The 15,200-nt window shown below is 50.4% G+C and carries 18 protein-coding genes; 16 read left to right on the top strand and 2 right to left on the bottom strand.

Annotated elements, in window-relative coordinates; genetic code table 11:
- Positions 1-221 precede the first annotated feature (221 nt).
- Positions 222-719, top strand: coding sequence for a hypothetical protein (locus NSU01_RS21505; RefSeq protein WP_042138327.1), 498 nt, complete (start codon positions 222-224; stop codon positions 717-719).
- Positions 720-748: 29 nt separating this feature from the next.
- Complete coding sequence (locus NSU01_RS21500; RefSeq protein ID WP_144026026.1) at positions 749-1,285, top strand: hypothetical protein; 537 nt, start codon at positions 749-751, stop codon at positions 1,283-1,285.
- On the opposite strand, the gene NSU01_RS21495 is transcribed toward NSU01_RS21500, so the two are convergent.
- Positions 1,282-1,869: a LysE family translocator gene (locus NSU01_RS21495; RefSeq protein ID WP_042138323.1), complete on the bottom strand. Its 588-nt coding sequence runs from the start codon at positions 1,867-1,869 to the stop codon at positions 1,282-1,284. The genes NSU01_RS21500 and NSU01_RS21495 overlap by 4 nt on opposite strands.
- A 150-nt stretch (positions 1,870-2,019) precedes the next feature.
- On the opposite strand from NSU01_RS21495, the gene NSU01_RS21490 reads away from it, so the two are divergent.
- Both NSU01_RS21490 and NSU01_RS21485 read left to right on the top strand, forming a co-directional pair.
- Positions 2,020-2,904, top strand: a complete 885-nt coding sequence (locus NSU01_RS21490; RefSeq protein ID WP_042138322.1) for a LysR family transcriptional regulator — start codon at positions 2,020-2,022, stop codon at positions 2,902-2,904.
- A 132-nt stretch (positions 2,905-3,036) separates the two neighbouring features.
- On the top strand, positions 3,037-3,561 hold the full coding sequence (locus NSU01_RS21485; protein WP_042138320.1) for a GNAT family protein: 525 nt from the start codon (positions 3,037-3,039) through the stop codon (positions 3,559-3,561).
- Positions 3,562-3,610: 49 nt separating this feature from the next.
- Here the strand turns inward: NSU01_RS21485 and NSU01_RS21480 are convergent, their stop codons facing one another.
- Entirely contained in the window at positions 3,611-4,588 is a 978-nt protein-coding gene (locus NSU01_RS21480) for a biotin--[acetyl-CoA-carboxylase] ligase (protein WP_076243235.1), read from the bottom strand.
- A 221-nt stretch (positions 4,589-4,809) separates the two neighbouring features.
- Here NSU01_RS21480 and NSU01_RS21475 point away from each other — a divergent pair, with 221 nt between their 5' ends.
- The 12 genes from NSU01_RS21475 to NSU01_RS21420 all read left to right on the top strand — a co-directional run bounded on the left by NSU01_RS21475 (position 4,810) and on the right by NSU01_RS21420 (position 15,172).
- Positions 4,810-5,361 carry a biotin transporter BioY gene (locus tag NSU01_RS21475; RefSeq protein ID WP_076243234.1) on the top strand — a complete coding sequence of 184 codons (552 nt, stop codon included), beginning with the start codon at positions 4,810-4,812 and terminating at the stop codon, positions 5,359-5,361.
- Positions 5,362-5,369: 8 nt separating this feature from the next.
- Positions 5,370-6,860 (top strand): AMP-binding protein, encoded by a 1,491-nt coding sequence (locus tag NSU01_RS21470; RefSeq protein WP_076243233.1) that lies wholly within the window; start codon positions 5,370-5,372, stop codon positions 6,858-6,860.
- Between the two features lie 5 nt (positions 6,861-6,865).
- Positions 6,866-8,017, top strand: coding sequence for a thiolase family protein (locus NSU01_RS21465; protein ID WP_218639441.1), 1,152 nt, complete (start codon positions 6,866-6,868; stop codon positions 8,015-8,017).
- On the top strand, positions 8,014-8,388 hold the full coding sequence (locus NSU01_RS21460) for a MaoC family dehydratase N-terminal domain-containing protein (protein WP_042138311.1): 375 nt from the start codon (positions 8,014-8,016) through the stop codon (positions 8,386-8,388). The genes NSU01_RS21465 and NSU01_RS21460 overlap by 4 nt, the downstream gene beginning before the upstream one ends.
- A gap of 1 nt (position 8,389) precedes the next feature.
- On the top strand, positions 8,390-8,743 hold the full coding sequence (locus NSU01_RS21455) for a MaoC/PaaZ C-terminal domain-containing protein (protein WP_076243231.1): 354 nt from the start codon (positions 8,390-8,392) through the stop codon (positions 8,741-8,743).
- Positions 8,740-9,576 carry an SDR family NAD(P)-dependent oxidoreductase gene (locus tag NSU01_RS21450; RefSeq protein ID WP_076243230.1) on the top strand — a complete coding sequence of 279 codons (837 nt, stop codon included), beginning with the start codon at positions 8,740-8,742 and terminating at the stop codon, positions 9,574-9,576. Before NSU01_RS21455 ends, NSU01_RS21450 begins: the two co-directional genes overlap by 4 nt.
- The gene (locus tag NSU01_RS21445) at positions 9,563-10,363 is read left to right on the top strand and encodes an energy-coupling factor transporter ATPase (RefSeq protein ID WP_076243229.1); all 801 of its coding nucleotides are present in this window, start codon (positions 9,563-9,565) and stop codon (positions 10,361-10,363) included. The genes NSU01_RS21450 and NSU01_RS21445 overlap by 14 nt, the downstream gene beginning before the upstream one ends.
- Entirely contained in the window at positions 10,348-11,208 is an 861-nt protein-coding gene (locus tag NSU01_RS21440; protein ID WP_076243228.1) for an ATP-binding cassette domain-containing protein, read from the top strand. Before NSU01_RS21445 ends, NSU01_RS21440 begins: the two co-directional genes overlap by 16 nt.
- Positions 11,198-11,986: an energy-coupling factor transporter transmembrane protein EcfT gene (locus tag NSU01_RS21435; protein WP_076243227.1), complete on the top strand. Its 789-nt coding sequence runs from the start codon at positions 11,198-11,200 to the stop codon at positions 11,984-11,986. Before NSU01_RS21440 ends, NSU01_RS21435 begins: the two co-directional genes overlap by 11 nt.
- Before the next feature lie 143 nt (positions 11,987-12,129).
- Complete coding sequence (locus NSU01_RS21430) at positions 12,130-12,372, top strand: hypothetical protein (protein WP_218639439.1); 243 nt, start codon at positions 12,130-12,132, stop codon at positions 12,370-12,372.
- A 170-nt stretch (positions 12,373-12,542) separates the two neighbouring features.
- Positions 12,543-13,454, top strand: a complete 912-nt coding sequence (locus tag NSU01_RS21425; protein ID WP_076243226.1) for an aminoglycoside phosphotransferase family protein — start codon at positions 12,543-12,545, stop codon at positions 13,452-13,454.
- 161 nt (positions 13,455-13,615) lie between these two features.
- Positions 13,616-15,172, top strand: a complete 1,557-nt coding sequence (locus NSU01_RS21420; protein WP_042138297.1) for an ABC-F family ATP-binding cassette domain-containing protein — start codon at positions 13,616-13,618, stop codon at positions 15,170-15,172.
- Positions 15,173-15,200 lie beyond the last annotated feature (28 nt).

Here is a 15,200-nt window from a genome sequence, read left to right as displayed (position 1 = left end):
TGGCTTCTTTGCTGTAAAAGAACAAATTCCCTATTTTTAATTGTACAGAATGCAGTTATTCCTAGACATGCGGTTTTTCGCCGCCTTTTAATTGTACGAAATACAATTATTATCCGCTACTCGCTCCACGCTGCTCCTAAAGATTAATGCTGCGCAAGCGTCTTATCTGCTGCAGGCCACGTACATTTTTAGTTCAATCTATATAAGGAGAAGGAGTTCTAATGATATATTTGCTTAATGATAACGGAAGGGAAATATGGTATTTCGAAGTAGATGAGGACGGCTGGGCGTTCAGACAGATTTTGTTGGAGGAAGGTAAAGAGAGTAAGATATCTAATCAAAAGAAATATGATTTTTTCTTATCTGAGACAGAATTACCCTTAGATGACGGGACATTATTAAGAATTACTCAAGTAGAATTTGAAGAAGTATGGAGCAGGATAAATAGAGATCAAACGGAGCGTTGGGTTGAATTGAAAAGCAAACTTCCATTGGGGTCCAAAATTACTGGCCCTATAGAGGTCCTCTATCCTCAAGGAGTAATTGTCAGTATTGCTGTATATGATGCTTTGGCTATAGCTGATTATGAAGAATGTGCTGCAAACTATAAGAACCGTAACATACATAAAGGTCTAAATGTAACAGCTAATATTATAGGGTATGATGAAGTGAATTATTGGATTGTTTTAGGAAATCCGAGAGTTCTATTGGTGAAATGAAAATTACGTACTTAAGAAAGGACGTAATCATGAAAAAGTATGAAGGCATCGGAAGCAGCACAATCAAATACGCAATCCTGAATTTCATTCTATTCATTACTAATCTGCTCTTATATGCTTCAGGTCCGGATGGCGGCGGAACCGGGGACCGGGAAGAAGGGTTATATTTCTATCGGCTGTACTTGGTCTGTCTTGTTGTAGTGTTCGTTGTATATGGTATATGGTCGGTCACTTCGGGAAGACACAAGAAGAGCATCAGAGGCTTGACTGCTATCCCTGTGTTGTTGTCTTCGGTTTGTATCAGTGGTCTCTTGATATATACAATCAGCAAGAACAAGAGCCTGTACGACGAAATCTGGCTAAATAATTCAGGTTCGGAAGTCTTGGCGCTTAACGCAGACTTTCTAATCTATCTGGTATACTTCTTCCTGTTTTTCGCCATTTGCATTAGTGTGCTGGGAATTATTTCGAGAAATAAATGGGCTATACTTGGACTGCTGCTTAATCTGTCCGTGTTAGTACTGCATTTCCTTGTATTCAAGGAATGGGTTAGCTGGCTCTATTAGTGTGAGCATAAGAGGTAGACAGCAACAATCATTAACGTCCCTCCCATCGCAATGTTAAAAGCCTTAATCCCTTTCCTTCTTTGCGTGAGGAATTGCAGTTTCGAGCCTAACAGAGCCCAAGCAGCCAATGAAAGATAGCAAATAAGAAAATAAATACACACAAAGCTAAGCAGCAAATTAGGAGAATTATTCAGACTAAAGGCGGAAACACCGGAGAGACAGGCAATCCAAGCCTTCGGATTAAGCCATTGCATTAGAAACCCGTGACGATAACGCGGCAGCTGCTCCTCCTTGAAGGTGATCTCCGGGCGTGAGACAATAATTTTGTAACCGATATAACACATATATCCTGTCCCTGCATACCTGAGTATGTCGTAAAATAGCGGCATCTGCGCTACGAGATTGGATAGCCCTAGTCCAACGGCAATCAGTAGAATCGTAAACCCGGCCGTTGCACCGGATACCAAAGAAAATGAGCGTTTAAAACCATAGTTGACTCCAGCAGAGAGAATCGTCAGGTTCACGGGTCCGGGTGAAATCGACATAGATAACGAAAAGAAGAACATGGCAATAAAAATAGACATAAATACAACACTCCCTATAGCTTCGTTCTGCCGTTATCATAATTTATGGAACATTAACCGGTCCAATTTGAAGTTCTGATCGGCTCCATCTGAAAAACGGATGATTACTCTGAAGACAAATCAGGAGACATATTAAGGAGGGGAGAAACATTGGAACTGTATCAATTGACCACCTTTGTCCAAATTGCCCGGACAGGCAATTTAACGGAGGCGGCAGGGCTGCTTAACACGAGTCAACCATCAGCAAGCGCTCATCTCAAAGCCCTGGAGACAGAGGTCGGATTTCTTCTCTTCCACCGGACATCCAGAGGAATGACCCTTACGGACAAAGGAGTGGAGCTGCTTGTGGAAGCACAGAAAATACTCGCCTCCGCAGCAGATTTTCATAATAAAGTGCTTGAACTGCAGGCAAATCCTACGGAGAATATCCGCATCGGATTGAACACTGACGGACAGCTTCTTCGTATAGAGCAATTGATCCAGGGGATTTCGGAGGGCTTGCCGCAGATAGAACTGCATTTTATCGACATAAGAAGTGAGGATTTCATCCAGGAACTGAACAGCTCAAAGATACATGCGGGGTTCTACTACGGGGAAGTTCCGCATCAGTCCGTGCACTCCATCAGACTCGATTCCGTCAGAATGGTTGTGGTCTATCCCGGCAGCTGGGCTGTGCCTGAGAACGGACTTACACTGGAGTATTTTGCCGCGAAGCCATGGATCTGGACTACACAAGGCTGTCCTTTCTATAAACAATCCATAGATTACTTCCTGAAGAAGGGTATCGTCCCGCAGACCATCATATATGCCGATGACGAATCTCTAATCGGGAATCTGGTTCAAGGCGAAGCCGGATGTTCATTACTGGCAGAACCCATTGCCAGGCGGTTTGCAGAAGCGGGCAGGCTACAGATTTGGGATGAGATTGAGCTTCAGATTGATTTGCATTTTGGAGTTCCCGAAGTGAAGAAGAGCAGTCGCGCTCTCGTTGAGATCGGGTCAATTGTGGAGAAAATATGGAAGGCGGAGGCTTAAAGTTTAACTTGGGATGTGAATGGCAAGACGTACAGTTTGTATATAATGAAACTCTCCATTAATCTGGAAATCATTGCATGCTAAGATGAAGTTGCGATTATCTTACCCAGGATAGATGTGGAGGTTAACGGAATGTTTCTGCAAAAAGAGAACCTGGTTATCCGGGATGCGGCTGCGGCCGATGCACAGCTGCTATGCAGCTGGTGGAACGATGGGGCAATTATGGCACATGCCGGCTTTCCTGAAGGCGTAGGCACTACTGAACAAGAGGTACGAAACATGCTGCAGGCCACGGCAACCCCTGAGCGGAAAGGGCGTTTGATTCTGGAGATCGATGCTATTCCTGCAGGGGAAATGAGTTACAGTGCAGTTGCAGATGCTGTAGCAGAGATTGGTATCAAAATCTGTGACTTCAACCAGCAGAATAGAGGGACAGGCACGCAATTTTTGGTGATGCTGATTAATTATTTATTTGAGGAGCTGGGATATCACAAGATCATACTCGATACTAATCTTAAGAATACCCGGGCACAGCATGTCTATGAGAAACTCGGCTTCCGGAAAATTGCGGTGCGTAAGGATGCTTGGACAGATCCGCTAGGAGAATGGCAAACTTTCATCGATTATGAGCTAATAGAAGCGGAATGGAGAGAATGAACAGGTTGAAGGTTGAAGGTTCACTATAACGTGTGATTACAGCCGTGACCTAGATGGTAATGCTGACTTCTCCGCTTGAAAGATACTCCTCGTCACCATTCTCATATCTGACCTTCAGACGGCAGTCGTTATCAATGTCAATGGCTGTCGCCCCGCGTTGTTTATTATCCTTCATCACCGTTACAGGCTTACCAAGGGAAAGGATTCGTTGTCTATATTCGGAGAGAAACGGTCTGTCCGTTAAATGCGCATAGTATTCCATGAAATGATTCAGCACTTCTGCCGCGAGCCGGCAGCGGAGATCGTCATAATGATTGCTTTCGGAAAATACAGACGTTGCAATCCCGCCAAGCCCGTCAGGAAAGCCGCCCGCCGGTAGAGTTACATTGATGCCAATGCCGAGAACGGCATAATCCAGCAAGCCATTCTCCAATGATAAGGAAGCCTCGGTGAGAATTCCGCATACCTTTTTGCCATCCATGAATACATCATTGACCCACTTAATCTGCGTGTCTTTACCGGATACGCTCTCGATGGCCAGGGCAACGGCGGCTGCAGCGGAGGTCGTCAGAAGAATGGATTCTGCCGCAGATAGCTTGGGGCGCAGCAGGATGCTCATGTAGATGCCCGTTCCCCGCGGGGAAAAGAAGGGCCGGCCATTTCTTCCGCGGCCGGCAGTCTGCTCTTCCGAGAGGATCACTTTCCCTTCAGCCTCTCCATTTGCGGCCAGGATTTTTACAGCTTCGTTCGTTGAAGGTATAGTCTTGTAAACCTCAAGGCGCAGCTGTTGACCCTGGAGATTCAGGTGTTTCGAAATGGCACCGGCAGATAAAATATCCGTTAGTGGGGATAAGGAATACCCTTTATTGGTTACAGCCTGTATGGAGTAACCGTCTGTCTGCAGCGACTTGATGGCTTTCCAGACTGCGCTGCGTGTTACGGATAACTGCCCTGCGATCTCCTCGCCGGATATATACCCGCCTTTGTTGCTACCCAGCAAGGATAGAATTTGTTCTTTAACTGTCATGGAAATAACCCTCCAGAAATATTACGTTCCGATCAATCCTCTCCGATTATATTAACATGCTTAGATAACAATAGGAAAATGAAGGTGTTATTTTCGATCTATTGTGAACCAAATAAATTAAATAGGTTTACAATAGAGGGGGTCTCCATTATAATTCAGCGTACTGGCTGTATTCTTTAACCAGAGCACAACCTTTATTTTATCCAATGGAGGTCAATATCTTGAAGACAAAAGAACTTGTGTATGCCGCATTATTCGCTGCACTCATCGCGGTGCTCGGCATGATTCCGCCATTTCCCCTTGGCTTCATTCCTGTTCCGGTCACTGCCCAGACGCTTGGGGTCATGCTGGCCGGCTGTTTTCTGGGCAGACGGATGGGGATCCTCAGTCTGGTTGTTTTTATCATTCTCATAGCCCTCGGATTGCCGGTACTGACCGGCGGGCGCGGCGGACTGGCGTTGCTCGTTGGACCGTCTGCCGGATACATATTCAGCTGGCTGGTCGCGGCAGGCTTCATCGGCTGGTGTTCCGAGAAAATCTGGCGCAGGGTCCGCATCTGGAAACTGATAGCCGTCAACCTGATCTTTGGCGTATTGCTGGTGAATCTGATTGGCGCACCTGTCATGGCCTTAATTACAGATACGCCGGTCTGGACCGGACTGATTGGGGCTTTGGCCTTTCTTCCCGGAGACATGATCAAAGCGGTTATTGCGGCTGTCATAACGATGCAGCTGAAAGAAATCAGCCCCATTGAAGATCAAGCGGGGGTGTGAGCATACCCATGAACCTTGTACAGCGCATTTTAGAACGTGGCCAGGCTGCCCCTTCCCGCATTGCGATCTCGGACGGCCGGGAAGAACGCTCCTACGCCCGGCTGATGAGGCTGGTACAACAGGTTGCAAACGGTTTGCGACATGGCGGACACATAAAGCGGAATATTGCTGTTGTATCCGGTAACCGTATGGAGTTCGCCGAGTTTGTTCTCGGCGCCATCTATGCGGGATGCGTCCCCGTGCTGCTGGACCCCAAATGGCATCCGGAGGAGATGGATAAGGTTATCCGGCAGTGTGAGCCCGGACTGATTGTTGGTGAAGCGCGTTTTGCGGCTGATTTCACAGAACGTTATAAAGAAATTCCGCAGCTATACTTTGGCGGGGAGCAGAGCACCGGCAGCTATAGCTCCTGGCTGTCTGCCTTCGGGCCTGATGCTGTTGCAGAGGAGAACCCCGGGCTGCTGTTCATCGGGTATACATCAGGCACAACCGGTCTCCCCAAAGGGTACATGCGGACTCACGGGTCCTGGTTAACAAGCTTTGAGGCGACGGAGAAAGCATTCAGGCTGAATAGTATGAAGCACGTACTTGCACCCGGGCCGTTCGTGCATTCCCTGTCGCTGTTTGCCATGATGCAAGCCCTGTATAGTCTGGCGACTTTTCATCTGCTGCCCGTATTCGATGCTGTGAGCGTATTGAATCTCTGCTCCCATGAACCTGATATGGTCCTGTTCGTTGTGCCTGCGATGATTGACGCATTGGTCCGGCAGGCCGCTGCAACTACGGCCCCGGTATCGATACAGGCAATAATCAGCTCTGGGGGCAAGTGGCCAGTGACGTTGAAACAAAGATGTCGTGAGCTGTTCAAGGAGACGAAGCTCTATGAGTATTACGGCTCCTCGGAGGCCAGTTACATCAGCTATCTTGAAATAACCGGGGAGGAGGGGGCAGATTCCTTAGGCAAACCGTTCGACGGGGTGCAGATTTCCATCCGCGATGCGCAGTTTCGTGAGCTGCCTCCGGGTGCGGTTGGTGAGCTGTATATCCGGAGTGAAATGATGTTCACCGGGTATCACCTGCTGCCGGAAGAGACGGCAGGCGTGTTTCGCGGGGGCTGGCTGCGTACGGGCGACTACATGCTCCTTGATCAGAACGGGCATCTGCACTTGGCTGGCCGTGCCAGCAATATGATCAAGAGCGGGGGACTCAAAGTGTTTCCCGAAGAAGTGGAGACTGTGCTGCGACGTATTCCGGCGGTCCGCGAGGTTATGGTATTCGGCAAGCCGGATGAGCGGTGGGGAGAGCAGGTAACGGCATTGATTGAGTGGAACGGAGAACAGCAGCTCAGTCTGGAGCAGATTAGGGATTGTTGCCATCCATATCTTGCAGGCCATAAGTTGCCCAGGCAGCTCGTTACTGTGGAACAGTTCATCTATACCAGCAGCGGAAAAATCGCACGCCAGCGGATGATGGACAATGTGAGAGAAGGGTTGAGATGAGTGAAATCAAAGAGGCCGTGCTGGTTATGGCCAGGCGTACACCTGTCGGCAAAATCGGTGGACAGCTAAGCACGCTTGAACCGGAGCAGCTGCTTGCCCCGCTGATTCGCCTCCTCGTTACTGAAGCACAGCTGCCGCCGGAATGGATTGATGATGTTATCATCGGCAATGTAGTGGGACCTGGCGGGAATATTGCCCGTAAGTCTGTGCTTGAAGCCGGATTGCCGGTTACGGTTCCGGGAGTCACAGTCGACCGTCAATGCGGTTCAGGGCTTGAAGCCATCATCATGGCGGCCCGCCTCATTCAAAGCGGTGCAGGAGAGATATTCCTGGCAGGCGGAGCCGAAAGTGTAAGCCGGGCGCCTTGGCGAATGTTCAGGCCCGGTACGCTGGCGGGGACGCCAACCCTATATACACGCGCACCGTTCACACCCATTGCTTATGGAGATCCTGACATGGGGCTTGCTGCAGAGAATGTGGCGGCCAAATACGGGATTACCCGTGAAGCGCAGGATCTGTATGCGCTGGAGAGCCACCTGAAAGCAGTCCGGGCTCAAAGTACAGGCAGATATGTACCGGAGCTTGTACCGCTGCAAGTCAACGGATTACGGATTGCAGAGGATGAATGTCCGAGACCGGATACAAGCCTGGGGAAGCTGCGCAGCCTGCCGCCTGTATTTGCGGAGAATGGCACTGTGACTGCCGGGAATGCCTGTCCTATTAATGACGGTGCCGCTCTGGTGCTCATCATGTCGCGTGACAAGTGTGAACAGCTTAACCTGACGCCCATCCTCCGTTTTGTTGACTCTCAGGCTGCCGGAGTGGACCCCCGTTATCCGGGGATCGGACCGGTTCCGGCGGTCCGGAAACTGTTATGCCGCCAGGGTCTGACCATCGGAGATGTGGATATCGGTGAATTTAATGAAGCTTTTGCCGCTCAGGTATTAGCATCACTGCAGGAGCTTCAGCTTCCAGCGGATAAGGTTAATCCCGGTGGAGGCGCGTTAGCTCTGGGTCATCCTTACGGCGCATCCGGTGCGATCCTTATGACGCGTCTATATTCGGAGATGCTGCAGACCCCCTACAAACGGGGGATAGCTACACTTGGCATTGGCGGCGGGATGGGGCTGGCCGTTCTGATGGAGGCGGTTATATGAACAAGATCCGCTTTCAGGTTCAGCTCACGACGGGAAATATCGTGCAGTATGCACACAGCATAGCTTCGCCCCTACAGAGAATAGGAGGAGCAGCCGTTGCTCCTTCGACTATGCCGGTCACATTCTGGAAGACAGCAGATGTCCCCTGGCTTCCCCTGAAAGCGGCAATGATTCACGGAACGCAGCAGTTTACTTATCATGCTCCGCTGATGGCGGGTATGAATTTGGAGTGCGAACTAACCTTACTTGCTGTAGAGCACAAAAACGGCCGGAGCGGCGTGCTGACTTTCTATACCCATTCTCTATTCTGCTGTCACCGGGGCAGCCCCATCGCTGTAGCAGAAACCGTCTTGATCGGGAGAGGTGAATGATATGAGAATCAGGATTTCTGAGGCGGATATCCGGCAATATGCTGCTGTCACCAAGGATGAGGCAGCGATTCATCTGAATGCCGCAGCCGCAAGAGAAGCGGGTTACGAAGCTCCCATTGCCCATGGAATGTACATCATGGGGCTGGCGCAGTCTTTATATATGAAAGAACACCTCTCCCATTGGATTCAGTCCATTACTATGCGGTTTGAGAAGCCGTGTGTTCAAGGCTCAGCCGTATGCTTCCGGTATAACGATTTGAAGCATGATCAGATCCAGGTAACGGTAGTGACAGATCACGGGGAAATCATCGCTAAAGGCTCTTTTGGCGTTGTAAAGGGGATCATGGATATATGAAGACGGCATTAATAACCGGGGCAACCCGGGGGATTGGGCGCAGTACAGCTATAGAACTGGGGCGCTGCGGATATCAGATCGCCGTTAATGGTTTAAATGGCAAGAGTGTTAAGCAAGTAGTCGAGGACATCCGGGGGACAGGCGGCTTCGCGGAGGGATTCTGTGCCAATGTTGCCGATCCCGCTGCCGTTACGGCAATGATGGACGAAGTGGCCGGGAAGATGGGTTCCCTGGATATTTTAATTCATAACGCCGGCATTCTTCATGACCGCAGATGTGAGTTCATGACGGATCTGGAGTGGCAGGCTGTCCTCGGCGTTCATTTGAATGGGGCATTCTACTGCATCCGGCAGGCATTAGCTCATCTGAGCCGGCACGGAGGCGATATTCTGCTGATGACCTCAACTGCGGGACTCACCGGTTCGCCGGGACAGGTCAATTACAGTGCGGCCAAGGCCGGACTTCTCGGGATGCTGTGGACGCTTGCCGATGAACTGAAGGCCAAGCGGATCAGGGTTAACGGCATTGCTCCTGCTGCCTTAACCGATATGACCCGGCCGGTGATTCAACATTTGACAGAAAAATATGCCCGGCGTAATGAGCCACTTCCTGAGGCATGGAACTTAGGTGAAGCAGACGATGTGGCCCGGTTCGTGCGTGCGCTTCTGGCTCACAAAGACCCAGGCCTGACGGGGCAGGTGTTCGGCATCAACGGACAGCAGATTACACCTTGGGAGAAGCCACGGTCGCTTGCTACAGTTACTTCTGCGCCGGAAGATTTTTTTGAATTAAGGAAACAGCGGAGGGAGCGCGGGGCAGATGCTTGTATTTGATCAGGTCGATTATTATTACCGGAGCGGGAATCCGGTTCTTCGCCAGCTAAGCTTTGGAATCCGCCAAGGTGAATTTCTCTCCATCATTGGAGGGAACGGAAGCGGAAAGTCCACGCTCGCCAAGTTAATGAACGGGCTACTGCAGCCAAGAGAAGGACAAGTAATGCTGGACCGTTTGAATACACGGACTCCTGATGACCTTGGGAAGATTCGGGAGCAGGCCGGACTGGTATTTCAAAATCCCGACGATCAGTTCATCACAACCTCCGTTCTGGATGAAGTGATATTCGGACTGGAGAATCTGCGCGTACCGAGAGCTGATATGGCCGGACGGGTGAATCAGGCTCTGCAAGCGGTTCATATGGAAGATTATGCGGATGCCATGCCGCATCAACTGTCAGGCGGACAGAAACAGCGGGTAGCGGTTGCGGCCGTTGTGGCGATGGAACCTTCGATAATCATCTTTGATGAAGCGACCTCCATGCTCGATCCGCAGGGAAGAAGAGACATCCTCGAGCTGATGAACTTCCTTCACCGGCAGGGTAAGACCATCATTCAGATCACGCATCATATGGATGAGATTCTTTCCTCTGACCGTGTTCTGCTTCTGAGCAGAGGAGAAATTGCTTTTGACGGATCACCCTCCGCCTTGTTTAGCAGCGTATCCATTACAGAGCATCAGCTCTCTCCCCCTTTTGCGGTAAGACTGCATCAAGCGCTCGGGTTGAATGTCCCACTGCGTGCGGACTGGAAGGAGACGGTGTCTGCCTTATGGGCTACGAGTTAAATGACGTAAGTGTAAAGTTGAACGGGGAAGAGATCCTTCAACCCGTAAGCTGCACGCTTCAGGAGGGGAAATGGATTTCGGTGACTGGCCATACCGGAGCAGGGAAATCCACCTTTGCCAAAGTAATAAAGGGGCTGGTTCCTTTCTACAGAGGCGAATATACGCATGACCGCCAACCTCTGCCCAGGGACAGTAAAGGGAATACGAAGGCCGTCCCACAGATCGGTTATGTATTTCAATATCCGGAGCAGCAGCTTTTCGCAACGACGGTTTATAGGGAGCTGGCCTTTGCTCTTACTGTGAAGGGGGAATCACCAGGGAAAGTGGAAGCAGCAGTCAAGACGGTTATGGAGCAGCTGGGACTCCCGGCGGATCTTCTCCAGGAGAAGCCGTTCCAGCTTAGCGGGGGGCTTAAGCGGCTTGTCGCTGTCGCTTCCGTGCTGATTACGGAGCCGGAGCTCCTTATTCTGGATGAGCCCACCGCCGGACTTGATTCCGTGCACAGGACAGCGCTGCTGAGACAGCTCAAGGCATGGCAGAGGGAGAAGAACCGGACAGTACTGCTCATCTCTCATCAGCTTGAGGAGGTTGCCGACTATTCGGACGAGGTGATGGTCTTCCAGAAGGGACGTTTATTAGCCCATTTGGAGGCGGATGAGTTATTTCTGAAGCGTGCAGCTTTGTTGGAGCATGCCGGGTTGCCTCTGCCGGAGCCTATACAGCTCTTAAGATTCATTGAGGGGATTTCCGGACGGACTCTTAAACCGGAGAGTTGCAGGGAAGAAGATATTATGCAGCTGGTGAGGAACGTCTGGAAGTCAAGAGGTCTTCATCATGAAGGATAACATCCTGCTGGGCCAGTATATCCCTTCAGATTCAGTACTCCACCGGCTAGACCCCCGTACCAAGCTGTTAAGCATGCTAACCTTTACAATTTGCTCTCTTTTACTCAATAATTATGGCGGATTTGCTATAGCAACTGTCTTTGCGGGAAGCCAGATGCTGTTGTCCCGGGTTCCGGTACGGATGTTTCTTAGAGGATTAAAGCCGGTTGCGCTCCTCTTGTCCTTTACTTTTGCCTACCATCTCTTCAATACCAGCGGGGTACCGCTCTGGCCGGGTTCGGCCGTTCAAGTGACAGAAGAAGGAATAGAGAAGGGCCTCTTTGTTGTCTGGCGTATTCTCTTGCTCGTGTCGCTTGCTTCGCTGCTGACCTTGACGACCAAGCCGCTGGATCTGGCAAAAGGCCTGGAGCAACTGTGCAAGCCGCTATCCCGCCGGGGCGTTCCGGTTGAGGCTACTGCATTGATGCTCGTGATTGCAGTCCGCTTTATCCCGACAATTATTCAAGAGCTGGACCGCATTATGCTGGCGCAAAGAGCCAGAGGGTATGACATTATAGCGTTCAAAGGCCATAAGCGGGTGTTTGCATATTTGTCATTGGTGGTTCCCCTGCTAATAACAACGGTTCAACGGGCAGAGCAGCTGGCAATGACGATCGATGCAAGAGCCTATGGGAACGGGAAGGGCCGTACTTCTTATAGAGAGCTAAGATTATCGCGAATCGATTATACCGCCGGGGGAGTCACGCTTGCTTACGTGCTGCTGCTTCTGTGCCTGTAGCATGACCATAGAGCTTGATTAGAGCTTAATTAACTTCAATTCCGTATAGTTTATGTATAACGAAACCCTCCCTTAATCTGGAAATGGTTGCATGATATAATGAGCTTGCGATTATTCAGACCGAAGGAACAGAGGGGGAAGAAATGTCTCTGCACAAAGGGAACCTGGTCATCCGGGATGCAACTATAGGCGATGCAAAGCTGTTATGCAGCTGGTGGAACGACGGGGAGATTATGGCGCATGCCGGTTTTCCCCATGGAATAGGCACTACTGAACAAGAGGTGCGAAGCAAACTGCAGAGCGGGGCGGACCCGGAACGGCAAGGCCGATTGATCCTGGAGATCAGCGGTGTTATATCACACAATCATCCTCGATACCAATCTTAAGAACACCAGAGCACAGCATGTATATGAGAAACTCGGCTTCCGGAAAATTGCGGTGCGAACGGATGCGTGGACAGATCAGCTTGGAGAATGGCAGAGTTTTATCGATTATGAGTTGACCCAAGCGGAATGGAGAGCAGACTGGCTACATGACTGAAAGGAGCCGTTGCGGCATGATTGTAATACCTGAACCTTTTACCAAAAGAATGCACGAACTCTATGGTAAGCAGGGCGTAGCATGGGCGGAGGCGCTGCCTGATCTGATTACCGACTGTGCAGACCGCTTCGGCTTTAGTCCGGAAGCTCCCTTTTCCAATTTATCCTATAACTTTGTACTCCGGGCAAAGCTCAGTAACGGGAAGCCGGCAGTCCTAAAATTATCCTTCATGAAGGAGGAGCTTTCTAAGGAAGTTAGTGTGCTTCGAGCCTATGAGGGCAGGGGGGCGATTCATGTACTGGATGCAGATGAGGACTGGGGTGTGGCCCTGCTGGAAGGAGCCGACCCCGGCACACCGTTGTCGGCCATTGAGGATGATGCGAAGGCGACGAATATCTTTTGTGAGGTATTTCAGCGCCTTCAGCTTCCTGCACCAGCCGGCAGCCGGTACCCGTCTATGAAGCAGCACTTCGCGGCCATAGAGCGATACCGTGAGCGGTTCGGCGATGGAGAAACTGCAGCGCCGCTGCCTGAGAGCTGGGTGGAGAATGCCGAAGAATGTCTGGTGTATCTCATTAACACCACGGAAGAGAATTTTCTGCTGCACGGTGATCTGCATCATGACAACATCCTCCGCCAAGGAGAAGAGCAATGGGTTGTTATTGATCCTAAGGGCATCATCGGTGACATTCATTTTGATACTGTCCAGTATCTGCTTAACTATATGGATCGGGGTGGTGATTGCGAGCAGGTACTACGGGGCCGGATTGCCATTATGGCCGAACGCCTTGGCCTGGACCCCCGCCGAATCGCGATGTGGGGCGTGGTACGAGGCGTGCTTGAGGCATGCTGGACGATTGAAGGCGGAGGGACAGATTGGCACAGAGGTATCCAGTTAACAGAGCTTTTCGCCAAATGCCTGGATTGAGCCAAGAACTATACTTATGTTCCAAGTGAAGTCAAAGCGTAAGCAGACACTAACCTCATGTTAGTGTTTTTTCGCCTTTTTTTGCAAACCGTCTGGAGTTGTGGCGCTTTAGCCTTTATAATATGACGAGAATATAGAATAAAGGAAAAGGTGTTAATTTCATGAGCATATTAAATGTAGAAAAGCTGAGTCACGGGTTCGGAGACCGGGCCATATTCACCGATGTATCCTTCCGCCTGCTGAAGGGCGAGCATATCGGTCTGATTGGTGCCAATGGTGAAGGTAAATCGACCTTCATGAATATCATTACCGGCAAGCTGCAGCCGGACGAAGGCAAGGTGGAATGGGCGAAACGCATGCGCGCCGGTTATCTGGATCAGCATGCTGTACTTCAGCAGGGACAATCCATCCGTGATGTTCTGCGCGGAGCCTTCCAATATCTGTTCGATATGGAACAAGAGATGAACGATATGTACGGCAAGATGGGCGAGGTTACTCCGGAGGAGCTGGAGCAGCTGCTGGAGGATGTCGGAACGATTCAGGACATGCTGACCAGCCAGGATTTCTATATGATCGATGCCAAAATCGATGAAACGGCCCGCGGGTTGGGTCTTACCGACATCGGTCTGGATAAAGACGTTAACGATCTCAGCGGCGGTCAACGGACCAAGGTTCTGCTGGCTAAGCTGCTGCTGGAGAAGCCGGACATCCTGCTGCTCGATGAGCCTACGAACTATCTGGATGAACAGCATATCAACTGGCTGAAGCGTTATTTGCTGGATTACGAGAATGCCTTCATTCTGATATCGCATGACATTCCGTTCCTGAACAGCGTAATTAACCTGATCTATCATATGGAGAATCAGTCGCTGTCACGTTATGTGGGCGATTATGAGTATTTCCAGCAGGTGTATGAAGCGAAGAAATCGCAGCTGGAATCGGCCTTCAAACGCCAGCAGCAGGAAATCGCCGATCTGAAGGACTTCGTTGCGCGCAATAAGGCCAGCGTAGCTACCCGGAATATGGCAATGTCCCGGCAGAAGAAGCTGGATAAGATGGATGTCATCGAGATTGCCAAGGAGAAGCCGAAGCCGCAATTTAACTTCAAGCAGGGCCGGACCTCCGGCAAGGTGATTTTTGAAGCGAAGGATCTGGTGATCGGCTACGATTCCCCATTGTCCAGACCTCTTGATCTGAGCATGGAGCGGGGACAGAAGATTGCCCTTGTAGGTGCGAACGGGATCGGTAAAACGACGCTGCTGCGCAGCATTCTCGGCCAGATTCAAGCCATTTCAGGCTCGGTGAGACTCGGGGATCTGCTGGAGATCGGTTATTTCGAACAGGAAATGAAGGAATCGAATTACAACACCTGTATTGAAGAGATCTGGAACGAGTTCCCGTCCTACTCCCAATTTGAAATCCGGGCGGCACTGGCCAAATGCGGCCTGACGACCAAGCATATCGAGAGCAAGATTGCGGTCTTAAGCGGCGGCGAGAAAGCCAAAGTACGTTTGTGCAAGCTGATCAACCGTGATAGCAACCTGCTTGTACTGGACGAGCCGACCAATCATCTCGATGTAGATGCCAAGGAAGAGCTGCAGCGTGCGCTCAAAGCTTATAAAGGCAGCATCCTGCTGATTTCCCATGAACCTGAATTTTACCGCGATATCGTAACGGATATCTGGAACTGCGAATCGTGGACGACAAAAGTATTCTAAAAAGCCGGCAATAATTCCGGTTTAACGG

The organism is Paenibacillus sp. FSL H8-0259, assembly GCF_037963255.1.
Lineage (GTDB): Bacteria > Bacillota > Bacilli > Paenibacillales > Paenibacillaceae > Paenibacillus_AQ > Paenibacillus_AQ phytohabitans.
Note: the sequence above shows the minus strand (reverse complement) of the source record. Positions and strands in the feature narration are given on the sequence as shown.

Bases quoted from the DNA above. Each gene is read 5' to 3' on its own strand.
- NSU01_RS21505 (WP_042138327.1), top strand. From the start codon at position 222: ATGATATATTTGCTTAATGATAACGGAAGGGAAATATGGTATTTCGAA.
- NSU01_RS21500 (WP_144026026.1), top strand. From the start codon at position 749: ATGAAAAAGTATGAAGGCATCGGAAGCAGCACAATCAAATACGCAATC.
- NSU01_RS21495 (WP_042138323.1), bottom strand. From the start codon at position 1,869: ATGTCTATTTTTATTGCCATGTTCTTCTTTTCGTTATCTATGTCGATT.
- NSU01_RS21485 (WP_042138320.1), top strand. From the start codon at position 3,037: ATGTTTCTGCAAAAAGAGAACCTGGTTATCCGGGATGCGGCTGCGGCC.
- NSU01_RS21480 (WP_076243235.1), bottom strand. From the start codon at position 4,588: ATGACAGTTAAAGAACAAATTCTATCCTTGCTGGGTAGCAACAAAGGC.
- NSU01_RS21470 (WP_076243233.1), top strand. From the start codon at position 5,370: ATGAACCTTGTACAGCGCATTTTAGAACGTGGCCAGGCTGCCCCTTCC.
- NSU01_RS21460 (WP_042138311.1), top strand. From the start codon at position 8,014: ATGAACAAGATCCGCTTTCAGGTTCAGCTCACGACGGGAAATATCGTG.
- NSU01_RS21455 (WP_076243231.1), top strand. From the start codon at position 8,390: ATGAGAATCAGGATTTCTGAGGCGGATATCCGGCAATATGCTGCTGTC.
- NSU01_RS21450 (WP_076243230.1), top strand. From the start codon at position 8,740: ATGAAGACGGCATTAATAACCGGGGCAACCCGGGGGATTGGGCGCAGT.
- NSU01_RS21445 (WP_076243229.1), top strand. From the start codon at position 9,563: ATGCTTGTATTTGATCAGGTCGATTATTATTACCGGAGCGGGAATCCG.
- NSU01_RS21440 (WP_076243228.1), top strand. From the start codon at position 10,348: ATGGGCTACGAGTTAAATGACGTAAGTGTAAAGTTGAACGGGGAAGAG.
- NSU01_RS21435 (WP_076243227.1), top strand. From the start codon at position 11,198: ATGAAGGATAACATCCTGCTGGGCCAGTATATCCCTTCAGATTCAGTA.
- NSU01_RS21430 (WP_218639439.1), top strand. From the start codon at position 12,130: ATGTCTCTGCACAAAGGGAACCTGGTCATCCGGGATGCAACTATAGGC.
- NSU01_RS21425 (WP_076243226.1), top strand. From the start codon at position 12,543: ATGATTGTAATACCTGAACCTTTTACCAAAAGAATGCACGAACTCTAT.
- NSU01_RS21420 (WP_042138297.1), top strand. From the start codon at position 13,616: ATGAGCATATTAAATGTAGAAAAGCTGAGTCACGGGTTCGGAGACCGG.